The following is a 25,740-nucleotide window of genomic DNA, read 5'->3' on the forward strand; positions in this document are numbered from 1 at the left end:
TCTGTCAGCGGGTGCGGGGGAAGCCGAGGTCGACGGTCGAGGTGGCGGGGTCGGGCCACCGCTGCGTCACGACCTTGCCACGGGTGAAGAAGTTGATGCCCTCCGGGCCGTACATGTGGGTGTCACCGAAGAGCGAGTCCTTCCAGCCGCCGAAGGAGTAGTAGGCCACCGGCACGGGGATCGGCACGTTGATGCCGACCATGCCGACCTCGACCTCGTTCTGGAAGCGGCGGGCCGCGCCGCCGTCGCGGGTGAAGATCGCGGTGCCGTTGGCATACCGGTTGCGGTTGATGAGGGCGAGGCCCTCGTCGTAGGTCGCGACGCGCACGACGGACAGCACCGGGCCGAAGATCTCGTCGCGGTAGACGGTCATGTCGGGCGTCACGTCGTCGAGCAGGGTCATGCCGAGGAAGAAGCCCCCCTCGGGCACCTGCTGCTCGCGGCCGTCGACGACGACGGTGGCGCCTGCCTCGGCTCCGGCCGCGACGTAGCCGGCGACCTTGTCGCGGTGCTCGCGCGTGATGAGCGGACCCATGTCGGTGCCCTCTGCGGCGCCGGGGCCGACGGTGAGCTTGGGCAGCCGCGACGAGATGGCGTCGACGAGGTCGTCGCCGACGTCGCCGACCGCGACGGCCACCGAGAGGGCCATGCAGCGCTCCCCCGCCGCGCCGTAGGCGGCGGAGACGATGGCGTCTGCCGCCATGTCGATGTCGGCGTCGGGCAGAACCAGGGCGTGGTTCTTCGCCCCGCCGAGGGCCTGGACCCGCTTGCCGTTGGCGGTGCCGCGCTCGTAGATGTACTTCGCGATCGGCGTCGAGCCGACGAAGCTCACGGCGGCGATGTCGTCGTGGTCGAGCAGGGCGTCGACGGCCTCCTTGTCACCGTGCAGGACCGTGAAGACGCCGTCGGGCAGGCCGGCCTCCTTCCACAGCTCGGCGAGGAAGAGCGATGCCGACGGGTCCTTCTCGCTCGGCTTGAGCACGAAGGCGTTGCCGCAGGCGATGGCGTTCGCGCACATCCACAGCGGCACCATGACGGGGAAGTTGAAGGGGGTGATCCCCGCGACGACACCGAGCGGCTGGCGGATGCTGTAGACGTCGACCCCGCTCGCGGCCTGCTCGGAGAAGCCGCCCTTGAGCAGCTGCGGGACGCCGGTCGCGAACTCGACGTTCTCGAGGCCACGCGCGATCTCCCCGACGGCGTCGGAGAGGACCTTGCCGTGCTCGGCGGTGACGATGGCGGCGAGCTCGTCGGTGCGGGTGTGCAGCAGCTCGCGGAAGGCGAAGAGCACCGCCGACCGCTTCGACAGCGAGCTGAGGCGCCACTCCCGACCGGCGGCGACGGCCGTCTTGAGGGCCTCGTCGATCTCGCCGGCGGATGCGAGCGCCACCTCCCCCGTCTGGCGACCGGTCGCGGGGTCGTGCACGGGCGCCGTGCGTCCTGACGTGCCGGGCACGCGGGCTCCGGAGATCCAGTGGTCGATGGCCGTGACGTGAGAGGTGTTCATGGCCGAAGATTACGTGACACCTCTATCCCACACAAAGAATCCATTGCTATGGTGCAAACGTGCGCAGCCTCATCTCCGCGCTCGAGGAGCGCCTCGACGCACCGACCGCCAAGGGCCTGGCCCAGGCGGTCTCGCGTGCCATCCGCGACGGCGAGCTGAGCGCCGGCGACCAGCTGCCCCCGATCCGGCGGCTCGCCGAGGAGCTCATGATCTCGCCGACGACGGTGAGCTCGGCCTGGCAGCTGCTCGCGCGCTCGGGCACGATCCGCTCCGACGGGCGGCGGGGCACGACCGTGGCGCCGACCGGACGGGGCGGCGAGCGCTACTCGCGGGCGCTGCGCCACGACGCGGAGGTCGCCCTCGACCTCTCGACCGGTGTGCCCGACCCCGACCTGCTGCCCGCGCTCGCGCCGGTGCTGGCGCGGCTGCCCGGGCGCTCGACGCCGACGAGCTATCTCGACGACCCGGTGCTGCCCCAGCTGCGTGAGCTCCTCGCGCGCGACTGGCCGTATGCCGCTGACGACATCGTCGTCGTCGACGGCGCCATGGACGCGCTGGACCTCATCAGCCGCACCCTGCTGCGACCCGGCGACACCGTCCTCGTCGAGAGTCCCGGCTTCCCGCCGATGCTCGACCTGCTCGAGGACCGTGGCGTCGAGATGGTCGGGGTCCCGCTGACCGAGACGGGCCTCGACCTCGACGCGGTCGAGGCGGCCCTCTCGCGCCGGCCCGCCGCTCTCTTCCTGCAGCCGCGCGGGCAGAACCCCACCGGCATCTCGATGACCACGGCCTGCGCCCGCCGGCTCGCGCTCCTGCTCGGTGGCCACGACGTCGTCGTCGTCGAGGACGACTCGAGCGGCCCCATCTCGTCCTCGTCGCCGATCAGCCTCGGCGCCTGGATCCCCGACCAGGTGCTGCACATCCGCAGCTACAGCAAGTCGCACGGGCCCGACCTGCGCCTCGCCGCGGTGAGCGGGCCCGAGGCGCTCCTCTCGCCCGTGCGTCATGCCCGCGCACTGGGCCAGGGGTGGTCGAGCCGCCTGCTCCAGCACGTGCTCGCCGCCCTCCTCGAGGACCCTGACGCCGTGCGCGAGGTGACCAGGGCCCGCGCGGAGTATGCGCGGCGGCGCGACCTCGTCGTCAGCCGGCTGCGTGCTCTCGACGTCGAGGTGCCCGGCACCGACGGTCTCAACGTCTGGGTGCCGGTGCGCGACGAGGCGGCCGCCGTGCTGCGCCTCGCGAGCCAGGGCATCGCGGTGACGCCCGGGTCGCCCTTCGCCGTCGAGTCCCGACCGGGGCCGGAGGGCCACGTGCGCGTCACGACCGGGCTCGTCCGCGACGACCACGACGCGCTCGCCGAGCGCATCGCCGATGCCTCCCGCGCAGGGGCTTGGACCGCCCAGCAACGCTGACGCGCAAGGCCGCTCAGCGCCTCAGCCGACGGTGATGGCGTCGAGCCGCTCCTTGATGAACTCCCCCGACACGACGGGTTCGAGCCCGCTGACCCGCCCGACCGGCGGCTCCAGCGGTGTGACGACGGTGTCGTGGTCGGCCTCGTAGAAGTAGACGAGCGAGACGAGATCCTCGTCGGGGTGAGCCTGCTGGGGCGGCAGCACCCGGTGGCGGTTCGACCTCCAGCGGCCGCCGCTCCACCGCTCGAGCAGGTCACCGGTGTTGATCGTCAGGGCCTCGGGATCCCACGGCGCGTCCTCCCAGCCGTCCTGCTCGGTCCAGACCTGCAGGCCGCCGGCGCCCGGCTCGCGGTCGAGGATCGTCACGGTGCCGAAGTCGGTGTGCGGCCCGATGCGAAACTGTCCCTCGGCTACCTCGCCGACGTGCGCGAGGGGTGGGTACCAGTTGAGGTTGAGGGTGTGGGTCGCGTGGCCGGTGTGCTGGGTGAAGAGGTCCTCGTGCCCGAGGGCCGATCCGCAGATGCGCAGCAGCTCGTCGGCGAGCACCCGCATCCGGGCGAGGTAGTCCTCCACGACGGCCTGCAGCTCGGCGACCTCGTGCGGCCAGACGTTGTCGGGGAACCAGTAGCCGTCGACCGCCGGGTCGCCGGTCTTCTCGTCGGCTCCGACGGCGAAGGTCTCCTTCATGTCGGGAGGCGTCTGCGTGCCCTCGGAGTAGGCGTTGGCCTCCACCCCGGGAGGTAGCCACCCGCGCCCGGCGATGGTGACGGCATACGCCCGCTTGAGCTCCTCGGGCAACGCGAAGAAGGCCCGCGCCTGCGAGCGCACCTGTGCGGCAACGTCTTTCGGCACTCCGTGGCCGCTGACGAGCATGAAGCCGACCGAGCTCAGGGCGTCGTCGACCGCGGCGACGACGGCCGCACGGTCGGCGTCCGAGCCGCTCCACCACGGTCCGATGTCGATGACCGGCACGTGACCCATGTCAGCTGCTCCCGTCCTGCTCGTCACCGGCGGGCACCCCGATGTCCTCGTTCCAGAGGTCGGGCCGCGCTGCGATGAAGTCGGTCATCATCTGCACGCACTCGGGGTCGTCGAGCACGAGCACCTCGACGCCGTTCTCGGCGAGCCACTCGTGGCCACCGAAGAACGTCGTCGCCTCCCCTACGACGACCCGGGAGATGCCGAACTGGCGCACCAGACCGGAGCAGTACCAGCAGGGCGACAGCGTCGTGACCATCGTCGTACCGGCATACGTGCTCTGTCGTCCGGCCCGGCGGAACGCGTCGGTCTCGCCGTGCACCGAGGGGTCGTCGTCCTGGACGCGGCGATTGTGGCCGCTGCCGAGCAGCACCCCGTCGGCCGAGAAGAGCGCCCCACCGATCGGTATGCCGCCCTCCGCGAGTCCCGCACGTGCCTCCCCCACCGCGGTGGCGAGCCAGGCTCGAGCCGTCGCGTCGTCGAGTGCGATCACGTCACGGCACCTGTCGGTCGAGGACGGACGTCGGCTTGAGGACGCGGACGAGCACGGCGTAGCTGACGGCGGACAGGAGGAAGCCGACGAAGAAGGTGCTGTCGCCGAAGTCGGGGTTCGCGGTGGGCACGGGGCCAACGTAGTTCGTCTGGTTCGAGAAGAGCCAGACCGAGACGACGAGTCCGATGAGCATCGCGACCGGCCCCGCCCAGTTCGTCGACGTCGGGTCCTCGGCGACCGTCGTGATGGCGTCGTCGTCGCCGCGGCGCATCCACCGGTCGACGAAGACGACGGCGAGCCAGGGGCCGATCCAGTAGGCGATGATGAGCAGGAAGTTCTCGTAGGCGGCCGGGTCGCCGAGGTAGGCGTAGGCGATGATGCCGCCGGCCACCCCGAAGACGGCCGCCACGATGGCTCGCCGCAGGCGGTAGCCGATGTGAATCCCCATGGCCAGGAACGACATCGCGCCGGAGTAGATGTTGAGGACGTTGGCCGAGACGGCGCCAAGCGCGATGCCGAGCAGCGTGATCGCCGAGATCCAGCCCGGCATCGAGTGGGTGAAGGCGTCGGTCGGCGAGGCGTCGTTGCTGAGGCCGGTGTTGACGATCGTGGCGGACGCGGCGCCGACGGCCATGAGGAAGGTGCAGCTGACGAAGTCGCCCAGCCCGGCGAAGATGCCCGCCATGCGGCCCTGCCCCTCGGGCAGGTAGCGGGTGTAGTCGGAGGCGTAGGGGTTCCACCCGGCCGAGTAGCCGAAGGCTGCGGCGAGCGTGATGATGAAGGCCCCCGTCGTGGGGATGCCGCCGGTGCCCGGCGTCGCCAGGTTCGCGTGTCCGAAGGTGCTGGCCGCGGCGATGACGAAGACGACGAGCAGGATCGGGAAGGCCACCCGCTCGAAGAGCTGGATGAGGTTGTGCCCGAAGAAGGCGACGAGCACCTGGGCGACGATGACGATCGCGAGGGCGAGCTGGGGCGAGAAGCCGAAGAGGGTCGCGAGGGCGTACGCCCCGCTGATGCTGTTGACAGCGAACCACCCCATGCCCGCCATGAGCGACATCAGCGTCGCCGGCAGGATGTTGCCGCGGTACCCGAAAGCGGTGCGGCTGAGGACCATCTGGGCGAGGCCGTGCCGGGGGCCCCAGGCCGAGAGGATGCCGTGCGTGATGGAGCCGAGCGCGTTGCCGATGGTGACCGCGGCGAGCGCCTGCCAGAAGGAGAGCCCGAAGTAGAGCACCCCGATGACACCGACGAAGACGGTGGCGAACTCAAGGTTGGGGCTCATCCAGGTGGCGAAGAGGTGCCACGGCTTGCCGTGCCGCTCCTCCAGCGGGATGCGTTCGATGCCGCCCGGCTCCACCTTCCCCGCCGCGGTGCCGTAGTCGATCAGGGCGTCGATGTCGGCCTCGGCCGCGGGGGTGGTCATGTGCGCATCGTGGTCGGTCGGCAGTGCTGCCGCAATGAGCTCACCCCAGAGTTAACCCCACCGAAAACGAACTCACAGGGTGCTCCCAGACTTCGGGGCGCGGGAGCGGTCGGCTAGCCTCGGACCAGCCGCCACCCGACCGAAAGGGCAGCCATGCCGGACGAACCGAGCGACCCGCTGCGGGTCGACTTCGTCACCGGCGTGACGCCCGACAAGTGGGCCCGCACCTGGGCCGAACGACGCCCCGACGACCCGCTCGCGCTCACCCCCGTCGACGACGGCGAGGCGGAGGCACGCCTGCGCTCCGGCGCGAGCACCCTCAGCCTGCTGCGCCTCCCCGTCGACCGCGACGGCCTCCACGTCATCCCGCTCTACGAGGAGGCCCCGGTCGTCGTGGTCGCCAAGGAGCACGCGGCAGCCGCCTTCGACGAGCTCGACGTCACCGACCTCGCCGACGAGGTGCTCCTGCAGCCCGCCGACACGGTGCCGGCCTGGCGCGACGCCGCCTCCCCCGAGGTGCGTGAGCGCGCCGCCGCGATGCCGTCGATGAGCGTCGTCGACGCCATCGCCGTCGCTGCCACCGGGTCGGGGTTCGTCGTCGTGCCCCTGTCGGTCGCGCGCGTCCACCACCGCAAGGACGTCGTGCACCGCCCGGTGACCGGCGTCGACGGCTCCCGGGTCGGTCTGGCCTGGCGCGTCGACGACGAGGAGCCCCGCATCGAGGACTTCATCGGCGTCGTCCGCGGCCGCACCGAGCGCTCCAGCCGCGGCCGGGCGGCCGAGAACCCCGCCCCGGAGAGCGGGTCGGGGGCCGCGAAGGGCACCGGACGGCATACCGGCTCGGAGCGCGGCGGGTCGGCGCGGCGGTCCGGTGGACGCGCGCTGCCGCATCGAGGCGCCGCCCCTCGGCGCGGTCGAGGACGCAAGGGGCGCTGAGCCACCGCGCCCGCCTTCCCGCGGGGGTATGCCGTCCGGGCGGGTCCGCGACGGCCGCGCGGTCAGCGGGCGGCGCGCACCGAGGCCGTGAGGGGCATCAGGTCGGCCGCTCGCACCCCGTCGAGGGTGGTCAGGTGCACGGCACCCGGGATCTCGGGCACCGGCACCACGTGCGGGATCGCCAGGGTCGGCACCCCTGCGGCCGTCGCCGACCGGACCCCTGCCGGGGAGTCCTCGAGCGCGACGCAGTCGGCCGGCTCGGCACCGATCATGGCGGCCGCGGCGAGGTAGGGCTCCGGGTGGGGCTTGCCATGGCCCACCTCGTCGCCGGTGACGAGGGCCGTGAACGCCCCCTCCGGCAGGTTGCGGACGACGGTGTTTGCGAGGCGGCGCCACGACATGGTGACGAGCAGCGAGGGCACGCCGAGCGCACCGAGCTCGTCGAGCAGCTCACGGGCGCCCGGGCGCCACGGCACCTCGATCTCGACGTGGCGCACGACCCGGTCGAGCAGCGCGTCGACGATCTCGGGGACCGTGAGGCCGATGCCCGACTTGTCGATGATGAGCTGGGCCGAGACCTCGAGGGCGTTGCCGACGAGCTGGTGGGCGTACTCGTCGTTCCACTCTCCCCCGTGGGCCGCGACGAGCTCGTGCTCGGCGGCGATCCAGTAGGGCTCGGTATCGACGAGGGTGCCGTCCATGTCCCACAGCACGGCTGCGGGTAGATCGGGTGCGGAGGACACGGGTCAGTCCTCCGGGTCGTAGGCGAGGTTGGAGGAGAGCCAGCGCTCGGCCTCGGTGAGGGTCCAGCCCTTGCGCGCGGCGTAGTCCTCGACCTGGTCGCGGCCTAGCCGGCCGACGACGAAGTACTGCGACTGAGGGTGGGAGTAGTAGAAGCCCGACACCGACGCGCCGGGCGACATCGCCATGCTCTCGGTCAGCTGCATGCCGGTGTTGGCCTCGACGTCGAGCAGGCGCCACAGCGTCTGCTTCTCGGTGTGCTCGGGGCACGCGGGGTAGCCGGGAGCGGGGCGGATTCCGGCGTACTGCTCCTTGATGAGCGCCGCGTTGTCGAGGTGCTCGTCGGGCGCGTAGCCCCAGAACTCCTTGCGGACCCGCTCGTGCAGCCGCTCGGCGAAGGCCTCGGCGAGCCGGTCGGCCAGCGACTCGAGCAGGATCGCGCTGTAGTCGTCGAGCTCGGCACGGAACGCCGCCACCCGCTCGGCAGCTCCGAGCCCCGCGGTCACGGCGAACGCACCGACCCAGTCACGGGTGCCCTTCGGCGCCACGTAGTCGGCCAGCGAGCGGTTGGGCACGCCGGCGCGGTGGTCGCCCTGCTGCCTGAGGTGGTGGAGCACCTCGACGGGCGTCTGCCGCGTCTCGTCGGCGTAGACCTCGACGTCGTCGCCGACGGCGTTGGCGGGGAAGAGACCGACAACGCCGTTCGCGCGCAGCCAGCGCTCGTCGATGATGCGGTCGAGCATCGTCTGCGCGTCCTCGTAGAGCTTGCGCGCGGCCGGACCGCTCGTCGGGTTGTTGAGGATCTCGGGGAAGGTGCCCTTGAGCTCCCACGTGTTGAAGAACGGCTGCCAGTCGATGTAGCGGCGCAGCTCGGCGAGGGAGTAGTCGTGGAGCACCCGGACGTGCTGCGACGCGTGCCGTGAGCGCGTGATCGTCGAGACGTCGTGGTCCTGCTGGAGCAGCAGGTGCGGGTGCGGCGGAGCGTAGCCCTCCCACTCGACCGGGGTGCGCCGCTCGCGAGCCTGCTCGAGGGCGAGCAGCGGGCGGTCGGTCTTCGTCGAATGCCGCTGGCGCAGGGAGTCGTAGTCGGCCTTGACCTTCGCCATGAGGGCAGGCCGCTGCTCGTCGCTGAGGAGCGCGGCGGCGACGGGCACCGATCGCGAGGCGTCCTTCACCCACACGACCGGGCCGTCGTAGCGCTTGTCGACCTTGACGGCGGTGTGGGCGCGCGAGGTCGTGGCCCCGCCGATGAGGAGCGGGATCGTCATGCCCTGGCGCTGCATCTCGGCCGCGAAGCCGACCATCTCGTCGAGCGAGGGCGTGATGAGGCCGGAGAGCCCGATGAGGTCGGCCTCGTGCTCCCTGGCTGCGTCGAGGATCTTCTGCGCCGGCACCATGACGCCGAGGTCGATGACCTCGTAGTTGTTGCACTGGAGCACGACGCCGACGATGTTCTTGCCGATGTCGTGCACGTCGCCCTTGACCGTGGCCATGACGATCGTGCCGTTGGTGTCCTTCTGCGTCGCGAGCGACGGGTCGTCGATCTTCTCCTGCTCGATGAACGGGATGAGGTAGGCCACGGCCTTCTTCATGACCCGGGCGCTCTTGACGACCTGCGGGAGGAACATCTTGCCCGCACCGAAGAGGTCGCCGACGACGTTCATGCCGTCCATGAGCGGACCCTCGATGACCTCGATCGGCCGCCCTCCGCGAGCCGCGATCTCGGCGCGGAGCAGTTCGGTGTCGGACTCGACGTGGGCGTCGATGCCCTTGACGAGCGAATGGGTGATGCGCTCGCCGAGTGGCAGGGCGCGCCACTCCTCCTCGCTGACCTCCGCAGCCTGCCCGGCGCGGTTGTGCTCCTCGGCGATCTCGAGCAGCCGCTCGGCCGCGTCGGGCCGACGGTTGAGCACGACGTCCTCGATGCGCTCGCGCAGCTCCGGGTCGACCTCGTCGTAGACGACGAGCGCGCCCGCGTTGACGATGCCCATGTCGAGGCCCGCCGCGATCGCGTGGTAGAGGAAGACGGCGTGGATCGCCTCGCGCACGGGGTTGTTGCCGCGGAAGCTGAACGAGACGTTCGAGATGCCGCCGGAGACCTTGGCCCCCGGCAGGTTGGCCTTGATCCAGCGGGTGGCCTCGATGAAGTCGAGCCCGTAGGAGGCGTGCTCCTCGATGCCCGTCGCGACGGCGAAGACGTTGGGGTCGAAGATGATGTCCTCGGCCGGGAAGCCGACCTCCTCGGTGAGGATGCGGTAGGCGCGGGCGCAGATCTGCTGGCGTCGCTCGAGCGAGTCGGCCTGCCCGTCCTCGTCGAAGGCCATGACGACGGCCGCGGCGCCGTACTTGCGCACGAGCCGGGCCTGACGGACGAAGGCCTCCTCGCCCTCCTTGAGGGAGATCGAGTTGACGATCGCCTTGCCCTGCACGCACTTGAGCCCGGCCTCGATGACCTCCCACTTCGAGGAGTCGATCATGACGGGGACGCGGCTGATGTCGGGCTCGCTCGCGACGAGCTTGAGGAAGCGGTCCATCGCGGCGACGCCGTCGATCATGCCCTCGTCCATGTTGACGTCGATGACCTGGGCGCCGTTCTCGACCTGCTGGGCGGCGACCGACAGGGCCGTGTCGTAGTCACCGTCCTTGATGAGCTTGCGGAAACGGGCCGACCCGGTGATGTTCGTGCGCTCGCCGACGTTGACGAAGAGGCTGTCGTCGGTGATCGTGAACGGCTCGAGACCCGAGAGGCGCATCGCCGGCGGCGTCGGGCCGAACTCGCGGCGCGGGCTGCCGTCGACGGCCTTCGCGATGGCGGCGATGTGCTCCGGCGTCGTCCCGCAGCACCCGCCGACGAGGTTGACGAGCCCGGAGTCGGCGAACTCGCCGATGATGGCGGCGGTCTCCTCGGGCGCCTCGTCGTACTCGCCGAAGGCGTTGGGCAGGCCGGCGTTGGGGTAGCAGGAGACGAAGGAGTCGGCGATCCGGGCCATCTCGGCGATGTAGGGGCGCATGTCCTTGGCGCCGAGCGCACAGTTGAGCCCTACGGCGAGCGGGGACACGTGGCGCACGGAGTCCCAGAACGCCTCGGTCACCTGACCGGAGAGGGTGCGGCCCGACGCGTCGGTGATCGTGCCGGAGACGACGACGGGCCAGCGCCGGCCCTGCTCCTCGAAGAGGGTCTCGACGGCGAAGATCGCCGCCTTGGCGTTGAGGGTGTCGAAGATCGTCTCGATGAAGATGAGGTCGCTGCCACCGTCGACGAGACCTCGTGCGGCCTCGAGGTAGGCCGCGACGAGCTGGTCGTAGGAGACGTTGCGGGCGCCGGGGTCGTTGACGTCGGGCGAGATCGAGGCCGTACGCGTCGTGGGCCCGAGTGCCCCCGCGACGTAGCGCGGGCGGTCGGGTGTGCGGGCGGCCATCGCGTCGGCCTCGCGGCGCGCGAGCGCCGCCGACGCGTGGTTGAGCTCGTAGGCGAGCTCCTCCATGCCGTAGTCGGACAGCGAGATCGCGTTGGCGTTGAAGGTGTTGGTCTCGATGATGTCGGCGCCGGCCTCGAGGTACTCGCGGTGGATTGCGGCGATGATCTGCGGCTGCGTCAGCGTCAGGAGGTCGTTGTTGCCCTGGACGTCGCTCGGCCAGTCGGCGAAGCGCTCGCCGCGGTAGCCGGCCTCGTCGGGCCGGTCCCGCTGGATGGCGGTGCCCATCGCGCCGTCGATGATCATGATCCGCTCGGTGAGGGCAGCGGTCAGTGACTCGGTGACGTCGGGTCGCTGCTGCGACGGCAGGGGCAACGTGACTCCTAGCGGGCCGGGTGGCCGGTGGTCGTGACAGAGGTGGTGAGACGGACCCGCCCGATTCTACGGATCTGCGCCGACACGGGAGCCGCGCGACTGCTCCGTGGTCAGGGCCGCCCGGGCGCGCCGCCGAGATCGAGCACGACGACTGCCCGACCGCATAGGCTGGAGGCGTGGGTTCACCTGGGACCCATCGGCAGCCGAACGGCAACCAACGGTGAAGGAGGCCGCGTGCTGGAGTTCGAGGATGTCCCGGAGCTCACCGAGCCCGTGCTCATCGCCGCCTTCGAAGGCTGGAACGACGCGGGTGAGGCCGCCACGAGCGCGGTACGACACCTTGCCGACGCCTGGGAGGCCGAGGTCGTCGCGGCGTTCGACCCCGAGGAGTACTACGACTTCCAGGTCAACCGGCCCCGCGTCGTGCTCGACGAGGGTCGGCGCATGCTGTCGTGGCCGACGACGCGCATCCTCGTCGCGACCGAGACCGGTTTCGAGCGTGACGTCGTCCTCGTGCAGGGCATCGAGCCGTCGATGCGCTGGCGGGCCTTCTCGCTCGAGCTCGTCGAGCTCGCGCAGCGGCTCGGCGTGACGACGATCCTCACCATCGGGGCCCTGCTCGCCGACGTGCCACACACCCGCCCCATCCCGGTCACGGCCACCGCCGAGGACGAGGGAGCGATCCACCGCTTCGACGTCGAGGCCTCACGCTACGAGGGGCCGACGGGAATCGTCGGCGTGCTCAGCCACACCGCGACCGACTCGGGCATCCCGACGGTGTCGGCCTGGGCCGCGGTGCCGCACTATGCCGGCGGCGCGCCCTCCCCCAAGGCGACCCTCAGCCTGCTGCGCCGCATCGAGGCGCTCCTCGGGGTGACGGTGCCCCACGGTGAGCTCGAGGAGGAGGCCCGCGCGTGGGAGCGCGGGGTCGACGAGCTGGCCCAGTCCGACGAGGAGGTCGCCGAGTACGTCCAGTCGCTCGAGGAGGCCCAGGACACCGCAGAGCTGCCCGAGGCGAGCGGCGACGCCATCGCGCGCGAGTTCGAGCGCTACCTCCGCGGCCGCGACGACGACCAGACCGGCCGCTGACGACGGGGAGCGCACACCGCCGCCCACCCGGGCACCACGAACCGGCTGACCCCACCCAATCGAAAGAGCACTTCGTCGGCTCGCTCGGAGACGGCATACCGCGTGCGCACGCGGACCACGTGCTCTCTCGAGCGGCGGGCCTGCGGCGTATGCCGAGCGACGCGCGCCCACCCACACAATCGAAAGAGCACTTCGTCGGGTCGCTAAGAGACCGCATCGCTGTCGATTGGCCGGTCGAGCCCGCGCAGCCGACGAACTGCTCTCTCGATTGGGTTTGTCAGGCCCGCCCGGCCGACGAACTGTTCTCTCGATTGGGGTCGTCAGGCCCGCCCGGCCGACGAACTGCTCTCTCGATGGGGTTGTCAGAGGCGGATGCCGAGGAGGGCGTCGAGTGCCCGCCCGAGCACGCCCGGCGCGCCGGGGTCCTCGCCACCGCGGGTGAGCGACTGCGTCGCCCAGCGGTCGACCGCTTCGAGGGCCCGCGGGCTGTCGAGGTCGTCGGCCAGCGCCGCCCGGATGTCGTCGACGGTCTGGTCGGCGACCGGCCCACCGTTGCCCGACAGGGCCTCGCGCCAGGTGGCCAGCCGCTGCTGGGCCTCGGCGAGCTGGTCCGCCTCCCACATCCAGTCGTCGTGGTGGTGGCGCGCGAGCAGGGCCAGCCGGATCGCCATGGGATCGACGCCCCGGCCGCGCAGCTCGGAGACGAGGACGAGGTTGCCGCGGCTCTTGCTCATCTTCTCCCCGTCGAGCCCCACCATGCCCTGGTGCACGAAGACGCCGGCGAACGACGGCGTTCCGGCGAGGGCACGCCCGTGAGCCGCGCTCATCTCGTGGTGCGGGAAGATGAGGTCGGTGCCGCCGCCCTGCACGTCGACCGGCAGGCCGAGGTGGTCGCAGGCGATGCACGCGCACTCGATGTGCCAGCCCGGCCGGCCCCAGCCGAGCGACCCGCCGTCCCACTCGGGCTCGCCCTCACGGTGGGCTCGCCACAGCAGCGCGTCGAGCCGGCCGCGCTTGCCGTCACGGTCGGGGTCGCCGCCGCGTTCGGCGAAGACCGCCATCATGCCGTCCTCGTCGAGGTGGCTGACCGAGCCGAACCGCGGGTCCCGGGCCACCTCGAAGTAGTAGTCCTGCGCACCCTCGCGCGACGCGTCCGGCGCGGGCACGGCATACGCGAGGCCCTCGGCGACGAGCTTCTCGATCGGGGCCACGAAGGTCGGGATGCTCTCGACAGCGCCGAGGTACTCGTCGGGCGGGATGACCGCGAGCGCCGTCATGTCCTCGCGGAAGAGCGCGATCTCGCGGGTCGCGAGCTTCTCCCACGGTATGCCGTCGCGCTCGGCCCGCTCGAGCAGCGGGTCGTCGATGTCGGTGATGTTCTGGACGTAGCGCACGGAGTGGCCGCTGTCTCGCAGGATCCGTCCGAGCAGGTCGAAGGTGACGTAGGTGGCCGCGTGGCCCAAATGCGTGGCGTCGTAGGGCGTGATGCCGCAGACGTAGAGGGAGACCTCGTCACGCGTCGCCACGGGCAGCATCTGCCCGGTCGCCGTGTCGCGGACGCGCACCTCGGGCGCCTGGCCGGGAAGGTGCGGGATGAACGGCGTCGGCCAGCTTCTCACGGCAGGACTCTATCCCCGAGGAACGACGGTCACAGCGGCGGCCACGGCACGGCGGGCCACCCCGGGCTCGGGTGCGGGTGGATGCCGGTCCGGAGCAGGCGGTGCACCCTCCCCACGAGCGCCGCGACGTCGTGCTCGGGCAGCAGGGCACCGAGCCGCTCCAGACCCTCGCTCAACGCAAGGGCGTCCGACAGCCTCTCGAGGCGGTCGAGCTCGGCGTCCGGCAGCGGCTCCCCGGCCCACCCCCAGAGCACCGTGCGCAGCTTCGGCTCGGCCGACAGGCTGACGCCGTGGTCGATCGCCCAGAGCCGGCCCGACGCGTCACGCAGGCAGTGCGACCCCTTGCGGTCGGAGTTGTTGAGCGCGGCGTCGAGCACGGCCAGCGAGCGCACGTCGTCGGCCCCGGAGTGCACGACCGTCACGGACGAGCCACCGGGGGTCTCGCCGTCGAGCACCTCGTGCCAGCCGGGCGGCGTGCGCCCCTCGGGCACGAGGTCGACGACGAGGTCGTCGGCCAGCGGCTCATAGGGGTCGCCGATCCAGAGCTGCACGGAGCCGGGCCCGAGCGGCCCGTCGCGCAGCACCGTCGGCGGCACGAGGTGCCACCCGCCGAGCTCGGAGACGACGGCCGCGGCGACCTCCCGGCCGGCGAGGGTGCCGTCGGGGTAGTCCCAGAGCGGGCGCTCGCCGCGCACCGGCTTGTAGATGACGTGGACGACCTCGCTCGTGGACACGATCCGCGCCAGGACGGCGAGGTTCGAGGAGCCGGAGATCCGGCCCACCACCTCGATCTCGCCGGAGAGGTCAGGGGGTGGGGGCGTCGGCTCAGCGCTTGTAGCCATTGGCCCGCGGGCAGATGTGCCCGTTCGGGTCGAGGGGCCCCCCGCAGAACGGGCACGGTGGCCGCCCCGCCGCGACGAGCGCGTTGCTGCGGCGGGCGAAGGCGCGCGCCGCAGCCGGCTCGAGGCTGACCCGGAGGGTGTTGAGCGCGAGCGGCACGTCCTCGGCCGGCGGGTCCTCGTCGTCGAGCTCGTCGGGGTCGTGGTCGTGGCACTCGATGACGAGCCGCTGCCGATCCTCGTCCCACGCGAGCGAGAGGGTCTGGATGTGGAAGTCCTCGTCGAACGGCGTGAGCAGCGGGTCGGTATCCTCCGGCGCACCACCCGGCTGCCCGGGCTCGATCGCCGTCGCCGGGGCGAGCTGGTCGAGCACGTCGTTGATGCGGTCGGCGAGAACCGAGACCTGCTGCTTCTCGAGACCCACCGTCACGACCCGTGGGCCGTCGCTCGCCTGCAGGTAGAAGGCTCGCTGCCCGGCAGGTCCGACGGTGCCGGCCACGAAGCGCTCGGCGGGATCGAAGTCCTGGAGCGTCATATATCGACCCTAGCCGACCGGATCCGGCGCACCGGATCCCGGCCCTGCTCCCCCGCCGACCTCCGCATCGCCCTCGGCGACCGCCGGCCGCTCCGGAGGGCGCAACCCGGCGAGGTCGCCACCGACGTCGTTGAGCCGCAGCACGAAGGGCTTGCGGCTCGTGTAGCGCACGACGCTGACCGACGCCGGGTCGACGTTGATCCGCTGGAAGTCGTCGAGCTGGGCGCCGGTCGCGTGCGACAGGATCGACTTGATGACGTCGCCGTGCGACACCGCGACCCAGACGGCGTCGGCGCCGTGCGCCTCGAGAACGCGCGCGTCGATCTCACGGACGGCATCGAGGGCGCGCGCCTGCATCTCGCTGAGCGACTCGGCGGGGTATGCCGCCGAGTCGGGGAAGCGTGCCTCGCTCGGTCGGTCCTGCACGACCTTCCACAGCTCCTCCGAGACGAGCTCGCTGATCGGCCGCCCGGTCCACGCGCCGTAGCGGCACTCCCCCAGACCGGCGTGGACGCTGCGGCGCACCCCGTCAGGCAGCGGGGCCGAGAGCCGGTCGGCCGTCTGCACGCACCGGTCGAGCGGCGACGACACGACCTCGACGACGGGCAGCGAGGCAGCAGCCAGGCGCGCCCCGACCCCGTCGGCCTGCACCTGCCCGGTCTCGTCGAGGAACACCCCGGGCATCCAGCCGGCAAGCGTGCCGCTGGTGTTGGCGGACGAGCGCCCATGGCGCACGAAGATCACGGTGGGCACGGCGCCAGCGTAGACGCCACACCCGACAGGACGGCATACGGCCTCGTGACCACCCACGACACCGCTGCCGTATGCCGTGTCTGCGGCGAGGCGCGTGCCGTGCCCTCGCGCGCGTGGTGAAGTAGGGCTGTGATCGTGGACAAGGCCATCTACCGCAAGGGCCAGCGCCAGGGCTGCGGCGACCTCAGCGACGAGCTCGACGTGCTGCGCCTCACCCAGGACGGCTTCCTCTGGATCGGTCTCAAGGACCCCACCGACGAGGAGTTCGACCTCGTCAACGAGGAGCTGCACCTGCACCCCCTCGCCGTCGAGGACGCCGTCCACGGCCACCAGCGCGCCAAGATCGAGCAGTACGAGTCCTCGACCTTCGTCGTGCTGAAGACCCTGCGCTACATCGAGTCGACGAGCGACATCGAGACGGGCGAGGTGATGCTCTTCATCGGCGACTACTTCGTCGTCACGGTGCGCCACGGCGAGGGGAACCCGCTCGCCGGGGTGCGCCAGCGCCTCGAGCACGAGGCCGACCGGCTCGAGCACGGCCCCGTCTCCGTGCTGCACGCCGTCATGGACTCGGTCGTGGACAACTACATCGTCGTCGACCGCGAGGTGCGTCGTGACCTCGAGCAGATCGAGGAGCAGGTCTTCGCGTCGGCCGCCGGTGGCGACGCCAACACGATGTACCGGCTGAAGCGGGAGGTCCTCGAGTTCCGCCGCGCCACGCAGCCGCTCGCCGACACGCTCGCGTCGTACATGGAGCGCAGCGGCCGACGGCTGCCCGACGCGATCCTGCCCTTCTTCCGCGACGTCGGTGACCACCTGCGCCTCGTCAACGACCACGTCGAGTCCTATGACCGGCTGCTCACCGACGTGCTGTCGGCCCACCTCGCGAGCGTCTCGGTCAAGCAGAACGAGGACATGCGCAAGATCTCCGCGTGGGTGGCGATCGCGGCCGTGCCGACGATGATCGCCGGCATCTACGGGATGAACTTCGAGCACATGCCCGAGCTCTCCGCGAGCGTGCACGTCGGCAACGGGGAGTTCCAGTACGGCTACTACGTCGTCCTGGCCATCATGGCCACGGCCTGCACCGCGCTCTATCGCGCGTTCAAGCGTTCGGGCTGGCTGTAGCGCCCGCGCGCCCAGCGCGAGCACTCCAGCCACGCGTCACTCCTGCGGGCGGTCGAGGTCGTCGTCGACGGCGATCTCGGTGTGCTGGTCCACGACATCGGCCACGTCGGCCGAGTCGGGCAGGCTGTCGAGCCCGTCCTCTCCGATGGGCTCGCCCTCCTCGGGCACCTCGTCGGGGAGCAGCTCCTCGGCGGCCCACTCCGGCTGGCCCTCGTCGTCGGGCCGCGGCGGGCCACCCGTTGTCGTCATGTCGCCCCTCCTCCGTCAGCGTCGCAGCGTCGGCTGCTCTCGCCTCCGACGCTACTCCCCGACCGGGGCCGACCGGACGCGTCCAGCCGAGCAGCTGCTGCGATCAGGTGGCGCTGAGCAGACCCGCGCCGAGGACGCCGACGAGGAGCACACCGAGGATGACGCGGTACCAGACGAACGGCAGCAGGCTGTGGTTGGCCACGAAGCGCAGCAGCCAGGCGATGGTCGCGTAGGCGACGAGGAACGCGACGAGCAGGCCGACGAGGACCGGTCCGATGCCGAGGGCGCTGAGGCCGTCCTTCTCCTCGACCGCCTGGAAGAGCCCGGCGGCGGTGAGAGCCGGGATGGCGAGGAAGAAGCTGAGTCGGGTCGCCGTGACGCGGTCGATACGCAGGGCGAGACCCGCCGAGATCGTGGCACCGGAGCGCGAGACGCCCGGGATGAGCGAGAAGCACTGGACGAGACCGATGATGAGCCCGTCGATGGGGCGCACCGAGTGCTCGCCGCGCAGCCGGCCCTGCCGCTCGAACGTCGTGTGCATCCGCTCCGCGACGACGATGACGATGCTCCAGAGCACGAGCGCAGCGGCGACCACCCAGAGGCTGCGCAGCGGGCCGGAGATGATGCCCCGGGCGAGGAAGCCGACGATGCCGACCGGGATGGAACCGATGATGACGGCCCAGGCGAGTCCGTAGTCGGGGTCCGTGCGCGCCTCGGTGTCGCGCAGCCCGCGGAACCACGCGAGGGCGAACCGCACGAAGTCCTTGAAGAAGTAGATGAGCGTGGCGGCGATGGCCCCGATCTGGATGAAGGCCGTGTAGGCGGTCACCGCCGGGTCGTCGACCTCGAGGCCGAGGAGCTTCTCGGTGATCGTCAGGTGCCCGGTCGAGGAGACGGGGAGGTACTCGGTGAGGCCTTCGACGATGCCGAGGATGATGGCGTCGAGGTAGCTGAGGTCAGCCATGAGTCAGGGAGAGCCTTCTGCGCTGGGGACGAGGACGGCCGCGCGTCATCGTGGACGGGCGGCCTGGCGGGCACAGTGTGGCAGCCTATCCCGACGGCCGGCTGGGAGGGCCGGGCAGGTATGCCGTCCGGCGAGCCGTCGCAGGTCAGCTCAGTCGGTCACCCGCTCGGTCAACTCGGTCGGTCAGCTTGGCCGGTCAGCCCGGCAGGTCGGCGATCCGGGCGACGGCGCCGAGCGTGGCCAGTGCCTGCTCGCGCGACATGCCGCCACCCGTGGCGATCGAGAGCGTCGTGACTCCGGCCGCCTCGTACCTACCCATCCGCTGGGCGACGCGCCGCGGGGAGCCGAGCAGCGCTGTCTCGTCGATGAACTCGAGCGGCACCGCCTCCGCCGCCTCACGTGGGCGGCCCGCCAGGTAGAGGTCCTGGATGCGCTCGGCGTCGCGCTCGAACCCCATGCGGCAGGCGAGCTGGTTGTAGAAGTTCTGCTCGCGCGAGCCCATGCCGCCGATGTAGAGCGCGCAGTAGTCGCGCACGTAGGACGCGGCCTCCTCCACGTCGTCGACGAGGACGACGGGCGTCGTCGCGACGACGTCGAACCCGGCCATGACGTCCGCGCGTCCGGCGGTCTCTCCCCCGTCCGCCCCGGCATCCGCCCCCGTGCCCACCCCGGATGACGGCCTCGCGCTGCGACGTCCGCGCTCGATGGTCGAGAGCAGGTCACCGGCGTGCTCGGGGCTGAAGAAGATGGCGAGCCAACCGTCGGCGATCTCGCCGGTCAGCTCGAGGTTCTTCGGGCCGACCGCGGCGAGGTAGACGGGCACGTCCGAACGCACCGTCCGCGCCGAGAGGCGCAACGGCTTGCCGGGACCGCCGGGCAGCGGCAGCGGGTAGTGCGGCCCGGGGCTGCTCACCGTCTCGCGGCGCAGGGCGGCCCGGACGATCTCGACGTACTCGCGGGTGCGACCGAGGGGGCTCTTGAAGGGCACCCCGTGCCAGCCCTCGCTCACCTGCGGCCCCGACACCCCGAGACCGAGGCGGAAGCGGCCGCCGGAAAGCGTGTCGATCGTCGCGGCCGTCATCGCCGTCATCGCGGGTGTGCGACCCGGGATCTGCATGACGGCCGAGCCCAGACCGATGCGCTCCGTCAGCGCGCCGACCCAGGCGAGCACTGACGGGCTGTCCGAGCCGTAGGCCTCGGCGACCCAGACGCTGTCGTAGCCGAGCCGGTCTGCTTCGCGGGCGAGCGCCACCTGGTCGGCTCCGGTCACGCCACGTCCCCAGTAGCCGAGGTTCACACCGAGTCTCATGACGCGACCCTAGCCCCGTGCCCGCTCCGTTTCGCCTCGCCGGATGCGGCCGACGGTGGGAGTCTCGGAAGGCTGGTCCGCGCGGGGGCTCCGGGCAGCCTCAACCGAGGAAAGGGATTCCATGAGACACCCGAAGACGTCATGGTCCGCGATCAGCCTTCTGAGCGCGGCCGTGGGTCTGGCGCTCGTCGCGGCGGTGCCCGCGGCCGCCGCCCCACCGACGAAGGCACCCGAGCGTGGACCGCTGCCGGGCGGCTACACCAACCTCGTCGTCATCTACGAGGAGAACCACTCGTTCGACAACCTCTACGGCCAGTGGGGCCGGGTCGGCGGGCAGGTCGTCGACGGCCTGCAGAACGCGGGCGGCTCCACGACGCAGGTGGCCCAGGACGGCACGGCATACGGCTGCCTCCTGCAGAACGACGTCAACCTCACGTCTCCGACGCCGCTCGCCACGACGTGCAGCGACCCCACCCACGCGGTCCCGGCCAGCCACTTCGGCAACAGCTGGTGGACGATCGACGACTACATCCGGCCGACCGACACGACGTGCCCGGTCCCCGGCGTCTTCGCGCCGACGGGCGTGCTCGCCGGCACCGGTCTGCCGGGCGGCTGCACCCGCGACATCGTGCACCGCTTCTACCAGGAGCAGTACCAGATCGACGGCGGCAAGCAGGACCGCTATGTCACGGGCTCCGACGCGGTGGGCCTGACGATGGGCCGGTATGCGACGACCTCGCTCCCGATCTATCGCTACCTCCACAGCAAGGGCGCCCCCAACTACGTCGTGGCCGACCGCTTCTTCCAGGCGGCCTTCGGCGGGTCCTTCCTCAACCACCAGTACCTCATCGCGGCGCGGGCACCCGTCGACACCGGCGGCGCGACGCCCACCGCTGCCAACTCGGTGCTCGACGCCAACGGGATGCCGACGAGCTACCCGCTCTACACGGCCACCTCCACCGTCAAGGACGCCCAGCTGACGCAGGCCTGCACGGACGGCAAGGCCTTCGACTACGCCAAGGCGTGCGGCAACATCGCGGTCAACACCGTGCAGCCGTCGAGCGCACCGTCGGGAGGCGGCGCGAAGATCCCGCTCATCGACGACGCCGTCTACCCCAACATCGGCGACCGCATGAGCGACGCCGGCGTCACGTGGAACTGGTACTCCGGCGGCTGGGACGACGCCGCCGCGGGCCACCCCGGGCCGCTCTTCCAGTACCACCACCAGCCGTTCAACTACTTCAAGAACTACGCCGTCGGTGCCCCTGGCCGCTCGCACCTGCAGGACGAGACGAAGTTCGTCGCGGCCGCGCGTGCCGGCACGCTCCCGCAGGTCTCCTTCGTCAAGCCCTACGGCGCCGAGAACGAGCACCCCGGCTATGCGAGCGAGCCCGACGGCAGCGACCACCTCGTCGACCTGCTCCAGACGATCATGTCGGGCCCGCAGGCCAAGCAGACCCTCGTCGTCGTGACCTACGACGAGTTCGGCGGCCAGTGGGACCACGTCTCACCGCCCACCGTCGACAAGTGGGGGCCCGGTACGCGCATCCCCGCGCTCGTCCTGTCGGCCGGGATGGTCAAGTCCGGGGTCGACAGCACGACCTACGACACGACCTCGATCATGGCAACGATCGAGCACAGCTTCGGGCTGGCCCCCGTCGCGCCGCGTGACGCGGGTGCCACCGACCTCACGGCCGCGGTGCGGATGGGAGACCCGCGCCACCAGGGGCCGGTCACTCCCTGAACCTCCCAGCACGGGCCCTGACCGATGCCGGTGGTGGGGCCGCCGCGGGGCACCCGCGCGGCGGTTCCGCCACCGGCTAGCGTTCTGCACATGCGTAGGCGAATCGGCACCTCGGGGCTCTCGGTGACCCCCCTCGCGCTCGGCACGATGACGTGGGGCAACGCTGTCGACCGCCACGATGCCGGCGACCACCTGCGCGCCTTCCTCGATGCCGGCGGCAACCTCGTCGACACCGCCTACGGCTACGGCGGGGGCGAGTCCGAGACGATCCTCGGTGAGCTGCTGGGCGAAACGGTCGACCGCGGCGACCTCGTCGTGTGCACGAAGTCCGGCATCTCGCGCTCCGGCGGCACCCGCCGGGTCGATGTGTCACGTCGCGGGCTGATGGCCCAGCTCGAGACGTCGTTGGAACGCCTGCGGACCGACCACGTCGACCTGTGGCTCGTGCACACGTGGTCCGACGAGGTGCCGTTGACCGAGACGCTTTCAGCGCTCGAGTGGGCGGCAGCCTCCGGACGCGCCCGCTACGTCGGGGTCTCCAACTACGGAGGGTGGCAGTCTGCTCGTGCGGCGAGCCTTCTCGAGCAGTCGCGAGTTCCGTTGGTGGCCAACGAGGTCCAGTACTCCCTCGTATGCCGTTCGCCTGAGGACGAGGTGGCGCCCGCTGCCGAGGCGCTGGGCTTCGGGCTGCTGGCGTGGTCGCCGCTGGGACGCGGCGTCCTCACAGGGAAGTACCGCAACGGCATACCGTCGGGGTCGCGGGCCGCGTCAGACCACTTCCCGGGATTCGTCGAGCGCTTCCTCGACGAGCACAGCGTGCAGGTCGCCGAGGCGGTGACGATGGCCGCGCGGGGTCTGGGCGTGAGCGCCGCGCAGGTGGCGCTCAGCTGGGTGCGCGACCGTCCGGCGGTCGCGGCGCCGATCGTCGGGGTGCGCACGACGAGCCAGCTGCGGGCAGCGCTCGGAAGCCTCGACCTCGTGCTGCCCGACGAGATCGTCTCGGCGCTCGACGACGTCTCCGCCTGAGGAGCCCCTCAGGCGGATAGGCCCAGGCCCTCAGGACCGCGGGCCCTCCGGCTCGTCGTCCTCGTCCTCGTCGTCGTCTTCGTCTTCATCGTCGTCGTCGTCCTCGTCGTACTCGTCCGACTCGAGACCGGCGTAGACCCCGCCGTCGTCATCGTCGTCGTCGCCCTCGAGCTCCTCGCCGTAGATGGCGAGGGGCGTGGCGACCTCCGTCGCGACGTAGAGGGCCTCGTCGTAGTCGTCGAAGGCCTCCGCGAGGTCGGTCGCGGCGGCGATGACCATGGGGTGGTCGGGGTCGCGACTGGCCGTGGCCGCCTCGAAGTGGCGTTCGAGCGCTGCGACGAGCGACTCGAGGGCAGAGCGTGGGTCCTGGGCCATGCCACGACCGTAGTCGACGGCCCCGTCGGCGGACACCTGTTTGACGTGCGCAAAAGCCGACGGCCCGGCCTCGAGCAGCGCTCGGGGCCGGGCCGTCGGACGAGGTTCATCCCTCCGTCAGACAGGCGTCAGACAGACGTCAGACAGAGGTCGTCCGTGCGTCACATCGGAGCCTTGACGGTCTGCGAGGCCGGCGGCGCGGTGATGTCGACCGGCTCGCCGTACTTGCTCATCGTCATCGTCGCCTTGGAGCCCATGATGTCGAAGGTCACCTTGCGGAGGTGGTTGGCGTCGTCGACCCAGGCGAGGTAGGTGATCGTGTCGGGGACCTTGACGCCGCTGCTGCCGGCCAGCGACGCACCCATGGCCTTGGTGTCGAGGGTCAGCTCGTACTTGTACGCCTTGTCGCCGTCGACCGAGTCCTCGCCGATCGGCTTGACGTCGGTCACGGCCTTCTCGAACTGGTCGTACATCTTCGTCGGGTCGGCCTGGGCCAGCGAGCTCTCCATCTGCTTGCCGATGTCGGAGCTGCTGTCGACGACCGCCCACTTGCCGGCCGGCAGACCCGGCATGCCCTTGAGGTAGATCTTCTTGTCGACGAGGAGCATGTCGAGCTTCATCTGCGAGCCCATGTCCATCGACACCTGCATGGCCGGGTTCGTCGCATCGATCTTCGTGTCGCCCTGCATCGAGATCTTCTCGCCTGCGGCGGTCATGTCCATGCTGACGTGAGCTGTCGTGGCTGACGTCGCGCCCGACTTGAGGCCGGCGATGAGGGCGGCCTTGTCCTGGTAGGGCTGCGCGGTGCTCGACGCCGTGTCCGAGGTGGTGGCAGCTGCCGAGGACGTGGCGCCTGCGGCCGTGGTGGCCCCCGGCGTGGGCTCGGCCTGCTTGCCGCAGGCGGCCGTTGCGAGCACGGCGGGAAGGATGAGGGCAGCCGCAACGCGGCGGAACGTCAGAGTCATGTCGTCGATCTCCTGGGCCATGGACGTCGGCGCGGGTCGCTGCCGGTCCCCCTGTGGGCGCCGGCCGGTCGGCCGACAGGTGGTGAGGCTATCGCGCCCACCTGATGCGCCCGGTCACGGATCGATGTCAGAATGGCCGCGATGCTGGACTACGAGTACCGGGTGCTGACCTTCGACCGTCACACGTCCAAGGCAGCGGCCCGCCAGGAGATCCGCGAGCACGCCGAGTACGGCCGGTGGGAGCTCGCGCGCAGTGTCGTCTACGAGGGCGGCGTGCGGCGGATGTGGCTGCGCCGGCGGATCATGCGCGTCGACCGCACGGCCTGACCCTCGCCCCGCAGCGGCCACGGACTGAGCGGCCGCTGACGCGGCTACCGCTCAGCAGGTGCGCAGGAAGTCCGACAGCACCCGCGCCCCGAAGCGCAGCGACGACGTCGGCACGCGCTCGTCGATGCCGTGGAACATCGGCGCGAAGTCGAGGTCGGCCGGCAGCCGCAACGGAGCGAAGCCGTAGCCGGTGATGCCGAGCCGGCCCAGCGCCTTGTTGTCGGTGCCGCCGGAGAGGCAGTAGGGCAGGATCGCCGCGCCGGGGTCCTCGCGCAGCAGCGACTGCTTCATCGACTCGACGAGGTCACCGTCGAAGGGCGCCTCGAGCGCGACGTCGCGGTGCACGACCTCGACCTCCACGTGCTCTCCGGCGAGCTCGCGGATCGTGGCCATGAGGTAGTCCTCGTGCCCCGGCAGGAAGCGGCAGTCGACGGCCGCCGAGGCGGTCTGCGGGATGACGTTGTGCTTGTAGCCCGACTCGAGCATCGTGACGTTCGCCGTGTCGCGCAGGGTGCCTCGCACGAAGCCCTGCGCACCGCCCAGGGTGGCCAGCAGCGGCTCGAGGTCCTCGGCGGCATGCGGGACCCTCGTGATCTCGCTGACCCCCTCGAGCAGCTGGCGCACCGACGCGATGTACTCCCGCGGCCACTCGTGCGCGGCGATCCGGCCGACGGCGGCGGCGAGCCGGACGATGGCGTTCTCGTCGTTCGGCACGGAGCCATGCCCCGCACGCCCGTGCGCGCGCAGGCGCAGCCAGGCGATGCCCTTCTCGGCCGTCTGCAGCAGGTAGGCGCGGCGCTCGCCCTCGGGGGTGGGCAGGGTGACGCTGTAGCCGCCGACCTCGCTCACCGCCTCCGCCACACCCTCGAAGAAGTGCGGGTGGTGGTCGACGAGCCAGTGGCTTCCCATCGTGCCGCCCGCCTCCTCGTCGGCGAAGAACACGAAGGTCGTCGTGCGAGCCGGCTTCATTCCCGTGCGCGCGAAGTCGCGGATGGAGGCGAGGATCATCGCGTCCATGTCCTTCATGTCGACGGCGCCGCGGCCCCAGATGCAGCCGTCACGCTCCTCCGCGGCGAAGGGGTCGACCTGCCAGTCGGCGGCGTTCGCGGGCACGACGTCGAGGTGGCCGTGCACGGCCAGGCCCGGGCGGCCCGGGTCGGCGCCCTCGAGGCGCACCACGACGTTGGCCCGGCCGGGGGCACTCTCGAGCAGCTCCCCCTCGAGGCCCACCTCGGCGAGCTGAGCCATGACGTACTCCGCTGCAGCCCGCTCCCCCGGCCCGCTGCCGTCGCCGGGGTTGGTCGAGTCGATGCGGATGAGGTCGGCGCAGAGGCGCACCACCTCGTCCTCGGGTGCGATGGCCCCGGCGCTGCGGTCGTCGGGGCTGGCGAGGTCGGCGCGCTCGGCGGTCGTCATGCCGTTCAGCGTATGCCGCGGCGCGGGCTCGCTCACGTCGGCGTCCTCCGCCGGCCGATTCGTCTCCCGCACAAGCCCCGTGCTAACGTTTCCACTCGCCGCAAGGGACTCCCACGGGTCC

Annotated in this window: 23 protein-coding genes; 7 read left to right on the forward strand and 16 right to left on the reverse strand. The window is 71.3% G+C overall.

Features of this window, described 5'->3' with window-relative positions; genetic code table 11:
• Nucleotides 1–4: 4 nt before the first annotated feature.
• A complete protein-coding gene (locus FHX52_RS05485) occupies nt 5–1,507 on the reverse strand; it encodes a CoA-acylating methylmalonate-semialdehyde dehydrogenase (RefSeq protein WP_141820625.1) in 1,503 nt (500 codons plus the stop codon).
• 59 nt (nt 1,508–1,566) lie between these two features.
• Between FHX52_RS05485 and FHX52_RS05490 the strand changes: the two genes are divergently transcribed.
• A complete protein-coding gene (locus tag FHX52_RS05490) occupies nt 1,567–2,919 on the forward strand; it encodes an aminotransferase-like domain-containing protein (protein WP_141820626.1) in 1,353 nt (450 codons plus the stop codon).
• 21 nt (nt 2,920–2,940) lie between these two features.
• On the opposite strand, the gene FHX52_RS05495 is transcribed toward FHX52_RS05490, so the two are convergent.
• From FHX52_RS05495 to FHX52_RS05505, 3 genes are read right to left on the reverse strand one after another with little or no spacing between them, the layout of a single operon-like run.
• Nucleotides 2,941–3,900 (reverse strand): isopenicillin N synthase family dioxygenase, encoded by a 960-nt coding sequence (locus FHX52_RS05495; protein ID WP_141820628.1) that lies wholly within the window; start codon nt 3,898–3,900, stop codon nt 2,941–2,943.
• Nucleotide 3,901: 1 nt separating this feature from the next.
• Nucleotides 3,902–4,390: a nucleoside deaminase gene (locus tag FHX52_RS05500; protein WP_141820630.1), complete on the reverse strand. Its 489-nt coding sequence runs from the start codon at nt 4,388–4,390 to the stop codon at nt 3,902–3,904.
• 1 nt (nt 4,391) lies between these two features.
• A complete protein-coding gene (locus FHX52_RS05505; protein ID WP_141820632.1) occupies nt 4,392–5,813 on the reverse strand; it encodes a purine-cytosine permease family protein in 1,422 nt (473 codons plus the stop codon).
• 153 nt (nt 5,814–5,966) lie between these two features.
• Here FHX52_RS05505 and FHX52_RS05510 point away from each other — a divergent pair, with 153 nt between their 5' ends.
• Nucleotides 5,967–6,749: a LysR substrate-binding domain-containing protein gene (locus FHX52_RS05510; RefSeq protein ID WP_141820634.1), complete on the forward strand. Its 783-nt coding sequence runs from the start codon at nt 5,967–5,969 to the stop codon at nt 6,747–6,749.
• A gap of 62 nt (nt 6,750–6,811) precedes the next feature.
• Here the strand turns inward: FHX52_RS05510 and FHX52_RS05515 are convergent, their stop codons facing one another.
• Entirely contained in the window at nt 6,812–7,492 is a 681-nt protein-coding gene (locus tag FHX52_RS05515; protein ID WP_281287975.1) for an HAD family hydrolase, read from the reverse strand.
• Nucleotides 7,493–7,495: 3 nt separating this feature from the next.
• Nucleotides 7,496–11,275, reverse strand: a complete 3,780-nt coding sequence (metH, locus tag FHX52_RS05520; protein WP_425460101.1) for a methionine synthase — start codon at nt 11,273–11,275, stop codon at nt 7,496–7,498.
• Nucleotides 11,276–11,515: 240 nt separating this feature from the next.
• On the opposite strand from metH, the gene FHX52_RS05525 reads away from it, so the two are divergent.
• Nucleotides 11,516–12,370: a PAC2 family protein gene (locus tag FHX52_RS05525; RefSeq protein ID WP_141820638.1), complete on the forward strand. Its 855-nt coding sequence runs from the start codon at nt 11,516–11,518 to the stop codon at nt 12,368–12,370.
• Nucleotides 12,371–12,732: 362 nt separating this feature from the next.
• Here FHX52_RS05525 and mshC read toward each other — a convergent pair whose 3' ends face one another.
• Genes mshC through FHX52_RS05545 form a run of 4 tightly spaced genes read right to left on the reverse strand, consistent with a single transcriptional unit; the run spans nt 12,733 to nt 16,116 of the window.
• Nucleotides 12,733–13,989 (reverse strand): cysteine--1-D-myo-inosityl 2-amino-2-deoxy-alpha-D-glucopyranoside ligase, encoded by a 1,257-nt coding sequence (gene mshC, locus FHX52_RS05530; protein WP_141820640.1) that lies wholly within the window; start codon nt 13,987–13,989, stop codon nt 12,733–12,735.
• Between the two features lie 29 nt (nt 13,990–14,018).
• Entirely contained in the window at nt 14,019–14,831 is an 813-nt protein-coding gene (locus FHX52_RS05535; RefSeq protein WP_141820642.1) for an SCO1664 family protein, read from the reverse strand.
• The gene (locus tag FHX52_RS05540) at nt 14,815–15,363 is read right to left on the reverse strand and encodes a DUF3090 domain-containing protein (RefSeq protein WP_141820644.1); all 549 of its coding nucleotides are present in this window, start codon (nt 15,361–15,363) and stop codon (nt 14,815–14,817) included. The genes FHX52_RS05535 and FHX52_RS05540 overlap by 17 nt, the downstream gene beginning before the upstream one ends.
• Nucleotides 15,364–15,372: 9 nt before the next feature.
• Complete coding sequence (locus tag FHX52_RS05545) at nt 15,373–16,116, reverse strand: MSMEG_4193 family putative phosphomutase (protein WP_141820646.1); 744 nt, start codon at nt 16,114–16,116, stop codon at nt 15,373–15,375.
• A 129-nt stretch (nt 16,117–16,245) separates the two neighbouring features.
• On the opposite strand from FHX52_RS05545, the gene FHX52_RS05550 reads away from it, so the two are divergent.
• Nucleotides 16,246–17,244: a magnesium and cobalt transport protein CorA gene (locus tag FHX52_RS05550; RefSeq protein WP_141820648.1), complete on the forward strand. Its 999-nt coding sequence runs from the start codon at nt 16,246–16,248 to the stop codon at nt 17,242–17,244.
• A 36-nt stretch (nt 17,245–17,280) separates the two neighbouring features.
• Here FHX52_RS05550 and FHX52_RS05555 read toward each other — a convergent pair whose 3' ends face one another.
• From FHX52_RS05555 to FHX52_RS05565, 3 genes are all read right to left on the reverse strand, one after another.
• The gene (locus FHX52_RS05555; protein ID WP_141820650.1) at nt 17,281–17,493 is read right to left on the reverse strand and encodes a hypothetical protein; all 213 of its coding nucleotides are present in this window, start codon (nt 17,491–17,493) and stop codon (nt 17,281–17,283) included.
• A gap of 103 nt (nt 17,494–17,596) precedes the next feature.
• Nucleotides 17,597–18,457, reverse strand: a complete 861-nt coding sequence (locus FHX52_RS05560) for an undecaprenyl-diphosphate phosphatase (protein WP_141820652.1) — start codon at nt 18,455–18,457, stop codon at nt 17,597–17,599.
• 196 nt (nt 18,458–18,653) lie between these two features.
• Nucleotides 18,654–19,766: an LLM class flavin-dependent oxidoreductase gene (locus FHX52_RS05565; protein ID WP_141820654.1), complete on the reverse strand. Its 1,113-nt coding sequence runs from the start codon at nt 19,764–19,766 to the stop codon at nt 18,654–18,656.
• 121 nt (nt 19,767–19,887) lie between these two features.
• Here FHX52_RS05565 and FHX52_RS05570 point away from each other — a divergent pair, with 121 nt between their 5' ends.
• The gene (locus FHX52_RS05570) at nt 19,888–21,510 is read left to right on the forward strand and encodes an alkaline phosphatase family protein (RefSeq protein ID WP_141820656.1); all 1,623 of its coding nucleotides are present in this window, start codon (nt 19,888–19,890) and stop codon (nt 21,508–21,510) included.
• A 90-nt stretch (nt 21,511–21,600) separates the two neighbouring features.
• Complete coding sequence (locus FHX52_RS05575; protein ID WP_141820657.1) at nt 21,601–22,536, forward strand: aldo/keto reductase; 936 nt, start codon at nt 21,601–21,603, stop codon at nt 22,534–22,536.
• A gap of 30 nt (nt 22,537–22,566) precedes the next feature.
• Here FHX52_RS05575 and FHX52_RS23755 read toward each other — a convergent pair whose 3' ends face one another.
• Both FHX52_RS23755 and FHX52_RS05585 read right to left on the reverse strand, forming a co-directional pair.
• The gene (locus tag FHX52_RS23755) at nt 22,567–22,911 is read right to left on the reverse strand and encodes a hypothetical protein (RefSeq protein ID WP_185747092.1); all 345 of its coding nucleotides are present in this window, start codon (nt 22,909–22,911) and stop codon (nt 22,567–22,569) included.
• Between the two features lie 161 nt (nt 22,912–23,072).
• Entirely contained in the window at nt 23,073–23,876 is an 804-nt protein-coding gene (locus FHX52_RS05585) for an SCO4651 family lipoprotein (RefSeq protein WP_185747093.1), read from the reverse strand.
• Between the two features lie 141 nt (nt 23,877–24,017).
• Here FHX52_RS05585 and FHX52_RS05590 point away from each other — a divergent pair, with 141 nt between their 5' ends.
• A complete protein-coding gene (locus FHX52_RS05590) occupies nt 24,018–24,203 on the forward strand; it encodes a DUF5703 family protein (protein WP_141820661.1) in 186 nt (61 codons plus the stop codon).
• Between the two features lie 51 nt (nt 24,204–24,254).
• Here the strand turns inward: FHX52_RS05590 and FHX52_RS05595 are convergent, their stop codons facing one another.
• The gene (locus FHX52_RS05595; protein WP_141822045.1) at nt 24,255–25,619 is read right to left on the reverse strand and encodes a M20/M25/M40 family metallo-hydrolase; all 1,365 of its coding nucleotides are present in this window, start codon (nt 25,617–25,619) and stop codon (nt 24,255–24,257) included.
• Nucleotides 25,620–25,740: the final 121 nt, after the last annotated feature.

The sequence above is a fragment of the Humibacillus xanthopallidus genome, assembly GCF_006717145.1.
GTDB classification, from domain to species: Bacteria; Actinomycetota; Actinomycetes; order Actinomycetales; family Dermatophilaceae; genus Humibacillus; species Humibacillus xanthopallidus.

Excerpts from the sequence above, each read along its gene's own strand:
- FHX52_RS05555 (WP_141820650.1), bottom strand. The coding sequence starts at position 17,493 with ATGACGACAACGGGTGGCCCGCCGCGGCCCGACGACGAGGGCCAGCCG.
- FHX52_RS05535 (WP_141820642.1), bottom strand. The coding sequence starts at position 14,831 with ATGGCTACAAGCGCTGAGCCGACGCCCCCACCCCCTGACCTCTCCGGC.
- FHX52_RS05495 (WP_141820628.1), bottom strand. The coding sequence starts at position 3,900 with ATGGGTCACGTGCCGGTCATCGACATCGGACCGTGGTGGAGCGGCTCG.
- FHX52_RS05575 (WP_141820657.1), top strand. The coding sequence starts at position 21,601 with ATGCGTAGGCGAATCGGCACCTCGGGGCTCTCGGTGACCCCCCTCGCG.
- FHX52_RS05585 (WP_185747093.1), bottom strand. The coding sequence starts at position 23,876 with ATGACTCTGACGTTCCGCCGCGTTGCGGCTGCCCTCATCCTTCCCGCC.
- FHX52_RS05565 (WP_141820654.1), bottom strand. The coding sequence starts at position 19,766 with ATGAGACTCGGTGTGAACCTCGGCTACTGGGGACGTGGCGTGACCGGA.
- FHX52_RS05560 (WP_141820652.1), bottom strand. The coding sequence starts at position 18,457 with ATGGCTGACCTCAGCTACCTCGACGCCATCATCCTCGGCATCGTCGAA.
- FHX52_RS05505 (WP_141820632.1), bottom strand. The coding sequence starts at position 5,813 with ATGACCACCCCCGCGGCCGAGGCCGACATCGACGCCCTGATCGACTAC.
- FHX52_RS05590 (WP_141820661.1), top strand. The coding sequence starts at position 24,018 with ATGCTGGACTACGAGTACCGGGTGCTGACCTTCGACCGTCACACGTCC.
- FHX52_RS05510 (WP_141820634.1), top strand. The coding sequence starts at position 5,967 with ATGCCGGACGAACCGAGCGACCCGCTGCGGGTCGACTTCGTCACCGGC.
- FHX52_RS23755 (WP_185747092.1), bottom strand. The coding sequence starts at position 22,911 with ATGGCCCAGGACCCACGCTCTGCCCTCGAGTCGCTCGTCGCAGCGCTC.
- FHX52_RS05570 (WP_141820656.1), top strand. The coding sequence starts at position 19,888 with ATGAGACACCCGAAGACGTCATGGTCCGCGATCAGCCTTCTGAGCGCG.
- FHX52_RS05485 (WP_141820625.1), bottom strand. The coding sequence starts at position 1,507 with ATGAACACCTCTCACGTCACGGCCATCGACCACTGGATCTCCGGAGCC.
- FHX52_RS05540 (WP_141820644.1), bottom strand. The coding sequence starts at position 15,363 with ATGACGCTCCAGGACTTCGATCCCGCCGAGCGCTTCGTGGCCGGCACC.
- FHX52_RS05595 (WP_141822045.1), bottom strand. The coding sequence starts at position 25,619 with ATGACGACCGCCGAGCGCGCCGACCTCGCCAGCCCCGACGACCGCAGC.